Source organism: Campylobacter sp. BCW_6873, from assembly GCF_001762365.1.
Classification (GTDB): domain Bacteria; phylum Campylobacterota; class Campylobacteria; order Campylobacterales; family Campylobacteraceae; genus Campylobacter_D; species Campylobacter_D jejuni.
This window is the reverse complement of the sequence record NZ_MJWS01000019.1, coordinates 1-9,905: the sequence shown is the minus strand read 5'-3', so window position 1 is coordinate 9,905 and position 9,905 is coordinate 1. Positions and strand designations below refer to the sequence as shown.

Here is a 9,905-nt window from a genome sequence, read left to right as displayed (position 1 = left end):
ATCAACGAAAACATCCTTGCTACTAAAAAAGGTTTAGAACAAGACAATCAAGCTGTTAAAGAATCAGTTCAAACCGTATCAGTTGTAGAAGGTGGTAATTTAACAGCAAGAATTACTGCTAATCCAAGAAACCCACAACTTATTGAACTTAAAAATGTTCTAAATAAACTTCTTGATGTTTTACAAGCTAGAGTAGGTTCTGATATGAATGTTATTCATAAAATATTTGAAGAATACAAAAGCTTAGATTTTAGAAATAAAATCTCTAATGCTTCAGGAAGTGTTGAATTAACTACTAATGCTTTAGGCGATGAAATAGTTAAAATGCTAAAACAAAGTTCAGACTTTGCTAATGCTTTAGCTAATGAAAGTGGAAAATTACAAACTGCTGTTCAAAGCTTAACCACTTCTTCAAATTCTCAAGCTCAATCTTTAGAAGAAACTGCAGCAGCTTTAGAAGAGATCACTTCTTCTATGCAAAATGTTTCAGTTAAAACTAGTGATGTTATCACTCAATCTGAAGAGATTAAAAATGTTACAGGTATCATAGGTGATATTGCAGATCAAATTAATCTTCTAGCTTTAAATGCAGCTATTGAAGCTGCACGTGCTGGAGAACATGGTAGAGGCTTTGCTGTTGTGGCTGATGAAGTTAGAAAACTAGCTGAGAGAACTCAAAAGTCTTTATCTGAAATAGAAGCTAATACTAATTTACTTGTTCAATCTATCAATGATATGGCAGAAAGTATTAAAGAACAAACTGCAGGTATTACTCAAATCAATGATAGCGTAGCACAAATTGATCAAACTACTAAAGATAATGTTGAAATTGCTAATGAATCAGCTATTATTTCTAGTACAGTAAGTGATATAGCTAATAATATCTTAGAAGATGTTAAGAAGAAGAGGTTTTAATTAGTCATTCAAGCCCAAAAAAGGGCTTGAATTTTAAAAATTTATGCTATGATTTTATATATTTTATCAAGGAAAATATATGAATTTATGGGATAAAAAAGCCAAAACTTACACAAGATATCAAAACACTTTAAACACCATACAAAAGCAAACTTTTGAATATTTACAAAATTTAAAGATTTCTTTTCAAAATAAAAGCATTATAGATATAGGATGTGGAACTGGAGTTTGGACTTTACACTTAGCTAAAGAGGCTAAAGAAATTTTTGCCTTAGATAGTGCAAATGCTATGCTTGAAATTTTACAAGAAGATGCCAAAAAACTAAATCTTAACAATATAAAATGCGAAAATTTGAGCTTTGAAACTTGGATGCAAAACAATCCTAATGCTAAATTTGACCTTGCATTTTTAAGTATGTCCCCTGCTTTACAAAATGAAAAAGATTATACAAATTTCTTAAATCTAGCTAAAACAAAAATTTATCTTGGTTGGGCTGATTATAGAAAAAGTGATTTTTTAGATCCGATTTTTAAATATTTTAATACCGAATTTAAAGGTTTTTATAAAAAAGATTTAGAAAGTTATTTACTAGAAAAAAATATATTTTTTCATAAGATTGTTTTTGATGAAACACGCAAAGTTCAAAGAACGAAAGAAGAGGCTATAGAAAATGCTCTATGGCATTTAAACATTAACAAAATCACAGCTTCTAAAGAAACTGTAAGTTCTTTTGTTGAAAATGATATTATTGAAACTATAGAATCCAAAATAAAACTTTTAATTATAAATAACTTATAAAAACATTAAGCTTATACTTATTACAATTTCACCGATTATTTCAAAGGAGTTTTTAATGGTTAAAAATTTAATCATCAAATTTGGACGCTTGATTCTTGATGCAATTGCAGTGATAAGTTTTGTTGTAGCTTTGCTTTATTCTCTTTTTATGATGTTTAGCATTGGATTTTTAGCTGGTTTATTGTCGCTGATAGTCAGTTTTATTGCTTTATTTTTAAGTTTTTTTGTGATCTATCTTGTTATAGATATCAGAGATACTCTTGTAAATAAAGCTTAAATTTTCCACCTTTAGGGTGGAAAATCAATGTTTTAATTGAAATTTTAAAATTTCTCCGGCCATATAAGGCACGACTTGATTGTATTTATCTTCATAAACATTTGGCACTTGCCATTCTTTTTCTTCTAAAGTTAAAATTTTATCTTCTTTAAATTTCAAATCATAAATTTTACAAGCGTTATCGCTTAAAAATTTTTGCAAATTTTCTTTGGAGCTATTTTGCTTAAATAATTCAGCTAAAACAGGTAAAATCACTGGGGCGCTAAATACACCTGCGGCACAACCGCAACATTCTTTAGTGTGCAATGGATGAGGCGCGCTATCACTTCCAAACATAACTTTTTCATAACCACTAAAGGCAAGCTCACAAAGTACTTCTTTATCTTCGTAACGCTTGGCTATAGGCTTACAAAAAAGATGAGGATTCATTTTACCTCCGATAACATCATCTAAAGTGATGATTAAATGATGTAAAGTGATTGTCGCATATAAATTTTCATAATCTTTTAAAAGTTCACATAAAGTTTTAGTGGTAATATGCTCCATTACAATTTTTAATTTTGGAAAGTTTTTTGCTAATTTTTCATAGATTTTAGCAAAATTTGCCTCTCTATCCATGACAAAATCATTTGTTTCACCATGCACTAGCAAAGGAATCTTTAAATCACTCATAGCCTCTAAAGTAGGTTTTAAATACTCTATATCAAAACTTGAAACTCCACCATTTGAATTTGTTGTAATTCCTGCTGGATAAAGCTTAATGCCAAAAATTTCATCTTTGGCAATTTGAAGAAATTTCTCATCATAATTTTTAAAAAAAAGTGTCATTAAAGGAGTGAAATTTTCATCTTTACAAACCTTAATGATACGCATTTTATAAGCTTTTAGATCTTCTAAATTGCAAAGCGGAGGGATTAAATTTGGCATAATCACAGCTGCACAAAAATCTCTTGCACTCAAAGGTGCAATAAGTTCTAGCATTTGATTATCTCTTAAATGCAAATGCATATCTAAAGGATTTTTAAGTATCATTTTTATCTCCTATATTTAGCTGATAAAATCCATTCTTAAGGCGCTTGAAAAGTTTTTTTTCTTCTAAAAATTTAAAAGTAGCAATGATAGTGGGTTTGCTTTGATGTAATTTTTCTTCAAGCTCACTGATTTTAATCATAATAAAACCATTTTCATCGGCATTTTCACATAAAAATTTTAACAATTCAAAACGCTTTTTTCCTAAAATTTCTCGTATTAAATTTTCAAATTTCATAAGTAAATGCTATATAAAATAAAACCCCAAACAAAAAGAGCTAAAAGCACACTAAAAAACACTGCCGCACTCGCACAATCTTTAGCAATTTTTGCCTTTTCATGCCATTCATTTGTAATCAAATCAACACAAGCTTCAATAGCTGAATTTAAAGCTTCTATAATTAAGATAAGTATTAAAACACTTACCAATAACAAATGTTCCAAAAAACTAACTTTTAAGAAAAAACTAAAAACTATCGCAGGGATAATAATGCAAAGTTCAATTCTAAACGCCATTTCATTTTTAAATAAAGCAAAAACCCCTTCTAAAGCATATCTTGCGTTATTTAAAAAATGATATTTAGGCTTCATGGATTTGCCTTAAGTTTAGGATTTAATAAATCATATTCTGGCTCATAAACACTTGTTTTTACATCAAAATATCCTAAAAGAGTGCTAAAAAGATTATCTTGAGAAAGTTTTAAACTTTTATGTTCTTTAGCTAAATTCATTAATTTTTCATCATTACTCCAAAAAATAGCAGGAATATGAGTTTGATAACTTGGTGCTATAGCATAAGGCATACCATGAAGATAAATATCATTTTCGCCCAAACTTTCACCATGATCTGAAAGATAAAATAAAGAACTTTCATAATCTTTTTGCTCTTTTAATAGTTTTATAATCTCACTTAAAAAATAGTCTGTATAAAGCAAAGTATTGTCATAAGTATTGATTAAAGCCTTACTATCACATTTTGAAAGTTCATTGGTATCACAAGTTGGAGTAAATTTTTTAAACTCATTTGGATAGCGTTTATAATAAGTTGGCCCGTGAGAACCTTGCAAATGAAGAACTATTATATTTTGATCACTCAAATGATTTAATTTTTCTTTAAAAGGAGTGAGTAAATTTTCATCCAAATCACTAGAAAGCTTTTGTTTATAAGCTAATCTATCACAAACCCCTTTACAACCACCAGAATTATTATCAAACCATGCAGCATCTACACCTGTTTTATAAAGTATATCCATGGCATTTTCTTGAAATTCTGAACTCGAATAATCTCTACGCTTGGATATAGAAAACATACAAGGTAAACTTACCGCTGTTGCTGTTCCGCATGATGAAAAATTATCAAAAAAGACTACATTATCTTTTTTAGTATAAAAATTGGTATCATTTTTAGTATATCCACCCAAAGAGTAATTTGCTGCTCTAGCGGTTTCACCCACTACCAAAACCAAAATTTTTTTAGTGTGATTGTTTTCTCTATAAGCATCATTAGCTATAGTTTTAAATTCTGGCTTAGCTTTTACAAAACGAACATAATAGCGATATACGGCATAAAATTGATAAAAAGGAGTATTATACATTCTTATTTCATTATAGTTTCTAAAAAAAGGCAAGAAAGTTTTACTTAAAGGGATTAAAACTGCACTAACCACAATCAAACCTGATATTATATTGATAATTTTAATTTTTATATGAAATTTAAAACTACCATAATCAATTTTCACTTTAACAACATAAAAAGCCAACAACAAAGCCAAAACAATAAATAAAATTAATTTTAAATTTAACAAATCTTTTACTTCTTTGATATCCGTTTGAACAACATTTTGTATCATATCAGAGTCTATAAGCACCCCATAAAAACTAATAAAGTAAACACTTAAAAAAGATGATATTATAAAGAATATAGAGAAAAATTTAGTAAAAAATTTCATAAAAAGTAAAGAGAGAATTGCATGAACTAGTGCAAAATAGACCACAATGAAAACAAAAGTTATAAACCAATTTTGATTGTTTTTTTCATACACAAACTCAAATAAATTAAAATTTAATATTGCAATCATTAAAGAATTTAAGAAAGTAAACCAAAACCAAGTTAATCTAAGCATATAAATCCCACCTTCAAATTTAAGATTTTAATTCTATTAAATTTGTTTAAATAGATTGTAGTTTTAAATCTTTTTATGCTATGATTTACACTTTTAATGAAAATTTTAAGGAAAATAATGAAACTACTTTCATGGAATGTCAATGGCTTAAGGGCTATTTGTGATAAAAATGCACTTGATTGGATAGCACAAGAAAAAATTGATTTTATAGGTTTTCAAGAAATCAAAGCACATGAAGATAAATTTCCTAAAAAAATTTATGAATATCCTTTTAAACACATGTATTTTAATTCTGCTAAAAGAGCGGGATATTCTGGGGTAATGAGTCTTTGTAATTTTGATAGCGAAGTAAAAAAATGCGAATTTTTTGATGATGAAGAAGGCAGGGTTTTAGAACACCGCTTTAAAAATATCGCACTTTTTAATATCTATTTTCCAAATGGTCAAAAAGATGAAGAGCGTTTAAATTTTAAGATGAAATTTTATGCAGATTTTTTAGTGTATTTAGATAAGCTTTTAAAGGATGGATTTGAAATTATTATTTGTGGCGATGTTAATACCGCTCATAAAGAAATCGATCTTACCCATCCAAAAGCCAATGCCAACACTTCAGGTTTTTTACCTATAGAAAGAGCTTGGATTGATGATTTACTAAAACTTGGTTTTATAGATACTTTTAGAGAAATTAATGGTGAAATCAAAGAAAAATACTCGTGGTGGAGCTATAGAATGAAAGCAAGAGAAAGAAATGTGGGTTGGAGGATCGATTATTTTTTCATTTCAAAAGGTTTAAAAGATAAACTTAAAAACGCTTTCATAAGAGATGATATTTTTGGCTCTGATCACGCACCTGTAGGCATAGAAATAGATATTTAATATCCCAAAAAATGGGATATTATTTTTTAACAAATTTTTTTGCTTTTTCCCAAAGTCTTACACCGAGCTTTTTAGCTTTTTTGGAATTTAAATCTTTGTATTTTTCACTAGCAATTTTTTCTAATTCAAAAATTTCTTGTTTAAAACGATTTAATTTTCTTTGAGTAAGTTTATTAAAATCATTAATCTTTGGATTTCTCTTAATATCATTTAAAACTAGTATTAGTTGTTCTCTACTTTCACTCGCAAGACGTCTAAATTTAGCAAAAAGATTATCAAGTTCATGTTCTAGCAAATTCTCAACTATACTCTTACAAGGATCATTTTGCAGTTGAATCTCTTTTTTTAAAAGAGCAATAAAATCATCTTCTATACCTATTAGTTCTTTGCTTTTTAAACTAACATCTTCTTCAAAATTTGCATAAGTTAATGAAGCTTTAAATTTTTCCATTGCTAAAACAATACCATCTCTTGTGCCTTTAATCACACCTAAACAAAGATCTTTTGCATAAGCCATAGATTCATTAGCTATTTCAAAAGCGGTATTTAAAATAATACTTGAAATTTGTAAAATTCTTTCTTTTTCAAAATGAGCTTCACAAATGGCATTATATACGAGATTTTTAGCTATTTCGCTACTTGTAAGTTCTATATCTTCAGCCTTTTCTAATGTGGTTAAAAAAGCACTTTCAGCGGTTTCTTTTAAAATTCCAAGCATTTCTATATCAAATAAAATAGCATCATTTAAACCACCGCTAAATTCATCACAAAAAGAACATTCTTGTAAAATACTCTCGAATTCAAAAAAATTATCGCTGATTTGATTTTTAATCAAATTCTTTTGATTTTCAATCTGTTTGTTTAATAATTCAGCTTCACTAATATACTCATAAAGCGAATTTTGAGCATCTGCAACACTTGCTTTTACCAGAGCCTTAATAACCTTTGAAACATTTTCATCGTCACAAAAATCAAGTTTTTTTAAAATAGTTAAAAATTCAACCAAAAGAGAATTTAAAACTTTTTTTGTTTCATGAGGATTATGTGAAATTTGTTTATATGCAAGATTAAAACTCAAGTCCTCAAGTAAATCACTTGCTTCATCTTTACCGAGATTTGACAAAGAATTTTCAAAAATAATTAAAGTATTTTTCATTTTTCCTTCTTTCTTAAAGCACAAATTTTGCTTTAGCTTTTAATTTATCAAATATATCCAAACGATCTTTTTTGCTATCCACATAAACATTTAATAAATAACTTTGATATTTTCCGCTCGCACTTGAATTCGAATGTTCAAATTTATATTCTCTTTGACCTAAAATTTCTTGAAAAATTTCACTTGCCTTAACATGTACCTCAAAAATCACCTTATAATCCCAAAAAGTAGGATAATTGATCTGAGGTTCTTTTTTAAGATCGCACAAATTTACCACTTTTGCCTCCTTCTTTGCTTTCAAGCACTATATCCGTAATCCTCATTGATTTATCTATAGCCTTGATCATATCATATATAGTTAAAAGTCCTATACTAACCCCACTTAAAGATTCCATTTCAACACCTGTTTTACCTTCACACTTAACTGTTACAATAAGCTTAAACGCACATTCTTTAACAAATTCCACAATATCAGTTTCGACTTTAGAAAGCATCAAAGGATGGCACATAGGAATAATTTCACTTGTTTTTTTAGCCCCCATTATAGCCGCAACAATAGCTGTTTGAAGAACAGGGCCTTTTTTTGCAGTATTGTTTTTAATTACATCAAAAGCTTCTTGACTCATATATATCATACCACTAGCTGTGGCTATTCTTGAAGTAATATTTTTATCGCTTACATCTACCATTTTAGGATGATTGTTTTCATCTAAATGACTTAATTTCATAAATTCACCTTTTAAAAAATTATAAAAATTATAGCAAAACCAAACAAATTTAAGATAAAATAAGCTTTGTATTTTTATTTAAGGAGAAAACAATGGCTTATGAAGATGAAGAAGATTTAAATTACGATGATTATGAAAACGAAGATGAAGAATATCCACAAAATCACCATAAAAATTATAATTACGATGATGATGATTACGAATACGATGATGATAACAATGATGATGATTTTTATGAGATGGATTAAAATACAAAATTTTCATCTTTAAATTACAAGCAATGTCTTCACAGGGCTTGTAATTTATATCTTAATAATACCCAACGCACATACTCTCAGTGATTTTAATACGCTTTTCAAAAGGAGCTGGACTAAAAAAATGGCATTTTTCTATATAAATATGCTGATGATAATTTAGCCCTAAAAAATCATAAAATTTTTTTAGATTAACAAATTTAATCCCACAAATCTCCTTAAGCTCTAAAAGTTTATAAATAGAAGAATTATTTTTTTCCACTAAATGAGAGGGGGCTAACCCAGTAAAAGAACAAAAAGCACTTGCCAATACAAAACCATTTAAACCGCTACATTGCCTTAAAGCTTGCTGATGTTTTTCTAAAATGCAATTCCTATGCAAAAATACAATTCTTGTTCCTTGATATCTACCTATTTCTACATTTTTCCAAAATTTATAAGCATTTTTTGAAATTCCAGCAAAACGATGAAATTCAGCGTTTAAAATATAGTGATCTAAAAATTCATTAGGAGGCAAGATTAAACTTTTCATCACTACAATTTAGAGCCCTAAAAGAGCTCTTTAATCTTCTTTGTTTAAATTTTCCTTAGCTTTGCTAGGAAGCTTAGATAAAAGATTATTTAAATCAAAATTAATTCCTTGAGTTTTTGCCTCTTCAAGTAAAGCAACTGCAGCTTTTGCGTTAAATGGAGAAGAGCCATCATGTGGAGCAAAAAGATGATCTGTTATTGCTAGAGCATAAGCGGATTTTTTCACTTCTTCGCGAGCAGCGTGAGGAGTGCGAACAAAACATATACTTTCAATCAAAACATCATCAAAATTCCAACGATGCAACAAAAATCCCAAGAAAGAAATATGATCTACACCTAAAAATTCATTCTCCGCTAAAGCAATATTTTCAATTTTAGTTTCATTTAAAAAAGTTAAAAATTCTTTCTCTCTATGATTTTGTATAAGAAAATTTGAAAAAATAACAATGCCAAGTCTTAAAAGCATTGCACAAGGAACTAAAAGATGAGAAAGTTTTTTATCTTCATTATTGAGCCAATTTGTGATAAAAGTTGCCTCTTCGTTGCAATTTCTTAAAAAAACTTGAGTATCCAAACCATATGGTGAAACATCTATTTTAAAACTATCTTTAATAGAATCAGCAGTAACTATGTTGATGATATTACCAACACCTAATAAAGTAATCACTTGATTTATAGTTGTAATTTCTCTTGTAAAACCATAATAAGGAGAATTTGCAAGTTGCAAAAGCTTAGCTGTCATTAAAGGATCACTTGAAATGATTTCAGCAACTTTCATGGTTTCTATATTTGAATTAGCCTCATTTACATATTTTCTTAATTTACTCACAGTATCAGGCAAAGGTGGCAAAACTTCAACGCTTTTTAATAAAAGCTCGTTCATATCTCCGATCATATTTAATACATCCTTATTTAATATTCAATGTTCTTCATAGATTTACAATTATATCTAAAATTTAATTTACTTATTGCACAAAGTGAATATTTAACGCTTGATTAAGTATAGTTAATTTGTAGATAAAATATCTAAAAAATACAAAATCAAAAATTTTAAATTTTTATCCAAAATATAAAAACTAAAAAAATACACTTTTAAATTTATTTTAAATATAATTTACAAATACCACAAAAATATTTACAACATTTCATACAAATTTACTCTCATTAAATCAATTTTTTATATAAAATAAAATTTAAATTGAAATTTTATAATTATA

Annotated in this window: 13 protein-coding genes and 1 pseudogene; 5 read left to right on the top strand and 9 right to left on the bottom strand. The window is 27.9% G+C overall.

All coding sequences use genetic code 11. The features are described from left to right. The 3 genes and pseudogenes from AJ932_RS00295 to AJ932_RS00285 form a co-directional block, all read left to right on the top strand. On the top strand, positions 1-915 hold a 915-nt coding region (locus AJ932_RS00295), incomplete at its 5' end, for a methyl-accepting chemotaxis protein (protein WP_002934477.1). 79 nt (positions 916-994) lie between these two features. Then, a complete protein-coding gene (locus AJ932_RS00290) occupies positions 995-1,714 on the top strand; it encodes a class I SAM-dependent methyltransferase (protein ID WP_070233288.1) in 720 nt (239 codons plus the stop codon). Positions 1,715-1,769: 55 nt separating this feature from the next. Then, positions 1,770-1,984: pseudogene (locus AJ932_RS00285) on the top strand (hypothetical protein). Between the two features lie 31 nt (positions 1,985-2,015). Here the strand turns inward: AJ932_RS00285 and pyrC are convergent. From pyrC to eptC, 4 genes are read right to left on the bottom strand one after another with little or no spacing between them, the layout of a single operon-like run. Further along, positions 2,016-3,023: a dihydroorotase gene (pyrC, locus tag AJ932_RS00280; protein ID WP_070233286.1), complete on the bottom strand. Its 1,008-nt coding sequence runs from the start codon at positions 3,021-3,023 to the stop codon at positions 2,016-2,018. Next, the gene (locus AJ932_RS00275; RefSeq protein WP_002861043.1) at positions 3,013-3,258 is read right to left on the bottom strand and encodes a replication/maintenance protein RepL; all 246 of its coding nucleotides are present in this window, start codon (positions 3,256-3,258) and stop codon (positions 3,013-3,015) included. Before AJ932_RS00275 ends, pyrC begins: the two co-directional genes overlap by 11 nt. Beyond that, the gene (locus tag AJ932_RS00270; protein WP_044778744.1) at positions 3,255-3,611 is read right to left on the bottom strand and encodes a diacylglycerol kinase; all 357 of its coding nucleotides are present in this window, start codon (positions 3,609-3,611) and stop codon (positions 3,255-3,257) included. Before AJ932_RS00270 ends, AJ932_RS00275 begins: the two co-directional genes overlap by 4 nt. Further along, a complete protein-coding gene (gene eptC / locus AJ932_RS00265) occupies positions 3,608-5,143 on the bottom strand; it encodes a lipid A/FlgG phosphoethanolamine transferase EptC (protein WP_070233285.1) in 1,536 nt (511 codons plus the stop codon). Before eptC ends, AJ932_RS00270 begins: the two co-directional genes overlap by 4 nt. Positions 5,144-5,260: 117 nt before the next feature. Here eptC and AJ932_RS00260 point away from each other — a divergent pair, with 117 nt between their 5' ends. After that, positions 5,261-6,019, top strand: coding sequence for an exodeoxyribonuclease III (locus AJ932_RS00260; protein WP_002869154.1), 759 nt, complete (start codon positions 5,261-5,263; stop codon positions 6,017-6,019). A gap of 19 nt (positions 6,020-6,038) precedes the next feature. Here the strand turns inward: AJ932_RS00260 and AJ932_RS00255 are convergent, their stop codons facing one another. From AJ932_RS00255 to moaC, 3 genes are read right to left on the bottom strand one after another with little or no spacing between them, the layout of a single operon-like run. Further along, complete coding sequence (locus tag AJ932_RS00255) at positions 6,039-7,199, bottom strand: hypothetical protein (protein WP_079860119.1); 1,161 nt, start codon at positions 7,197-7,199, stop codon at positions 6,039-6,041. Then, positions 7,189-7,452: a DUF493 domain-containing protein gene (locus tag AJ932_RS00250; RefSeq protein WP_002857480.1), complete on the bottom strand. Its 264-nt coding sequence runs from the start codon at positions 7,450-7,452 to the stop codon at positions 7,189-7,191. The genes AJ932_RS00255 and AJ932_RS00250 overlap by 11 nt, the downstream gene beginning before the upstream one ends. Beyond that, positions 7,430-7,903: a cyclic pyranopterin monophosphate synthase MoaC gene (moaC, locus tag AJ932_RS00245; protein ID WP_070233283.1), complete on the bottom strand. Its 474-nt coding sequence runs from the start codon at positions 7,901-7,903 to the stop codon at positions 7,430-7,432. Before moaC ends, AJ932_RS00250 begins: the two co-directional genes overlap by 23 nt. A 92-nt stretch (positions 7,904-7,995) precedes the next feature. Here moaC and AJ932_RS00240 point away from each other — a divergent pair, with 92 nt between their 5' ends. Then, positions 7,996-8,151 carry a highly acidic protein gene (locus AJ932_RS00240; RefSeq protein ID WP_002851965.1) on the top strand — a complete coding sequence of 52 codons (156 nt, stop codon included), beginning with the start codon at positions 7,996-7,998 and terminating at the stop codon, positions 8,149-8,151. 61 nt (positions 8,152-8,212) lie between these two features. Here AJ932_RS00240 and cheQ read toward each other — a convergent pair whose 3' ends face one another. Both cheQ and cheP read right to left on the bottom strand, forming a co-directional pair. Continuing rightward, positions 8,213-8,692 carry a cheVAW transcriptional regulator CheQ gene (gene cheQ, locus AJ932_RS00235; protein ID WP_079860118.1) on the bottom strand — a complete coding sequence of 160 codons (480 nt, stop codon included), beginning with the start codon at positions 8,690-8,692 and terminating at the stop codon, positions 8,213-8,215. A gap of 27 nt (positions 8,693-8,719) precedes the next feature. After that, positions 8,720-9,583 carry a cheVAW transcriptional regulator CheP gene (gene cheP, locus AJ932_RS00230; RefSeq protein ID WP_070233281.1) on the bottom strand — a complete coding sequence of 288 codons (864 nt, stop codon included), beginning with the start codon at positions 9,581-9,583 and terminating at the stop codon, positions 8,720-8,722. Positions 9,584-9,905 lie beyond the last annotated feature (322 nt).

Bases quoted from the DNA above. Each gene is read 5' to 3' on its own strand.
- AJ932_RS00290 (WP_070233288.1), top strand. From the start codon at position 995: ATGAATTTATGGGATAAAAAAGCCAAAACTTACACAAGATATCAAAAC.
- pyrC (WP_070233286.1), bottom strand. From the start codon at position 3,023: ATGATACTTAAAAATCCTTTAGATATGCATTTGCATTTAAGAGATAAT.
- AJ932_RS00275 (WP_002861043.1), bottom strand. From the start codon at position 3,258: ATGAAATTTGAAAATTTAATACGAGAAATTTTAGGAAAAAAGCGTTTT.
- AJ932_RS00270 (WP_044778744.1), bottom strand. From the start codon at position 3,611: ATGAAGCCTAAATATCATTTTTTAAATAACGCAAGATATGCTTTAGAA.
- eptC (WP_070233285.1), bottom strand. From the start codon at position 5,143: ATGCTTAGATTAACTTGGTTTTGGTTTACTTTCTTAAATTCTTTAATG.
- AJ932_RS00260 (WP_002869154.1), top strand. From the start codon at position 5,261: ATGAAACTACTTTCATGGAATGTCAATGGCTTAAGGGCTATTTGTGAT.
- moaC (WP_070233283.1), bottom strand. From the start codon at position 7,903: ATGAAATTAAGTCATTTAGATGAAAACAATCATCCTAAAATGGTAGAT.
- AJ932_RS00240 (WP_002851965.1), top strand. From the start codon at position 7,996: ATGGCTTATGAAGATGAAGAAGATTTAAATTACGATGATTATGAAAAC.
- cheP (WP_070233281.1), bottom strand. From the start codon at position 9,583: ATGATCGGAGATATGAACGAGCTTTTATTAAAAAGCGTTGAAGTTTTG.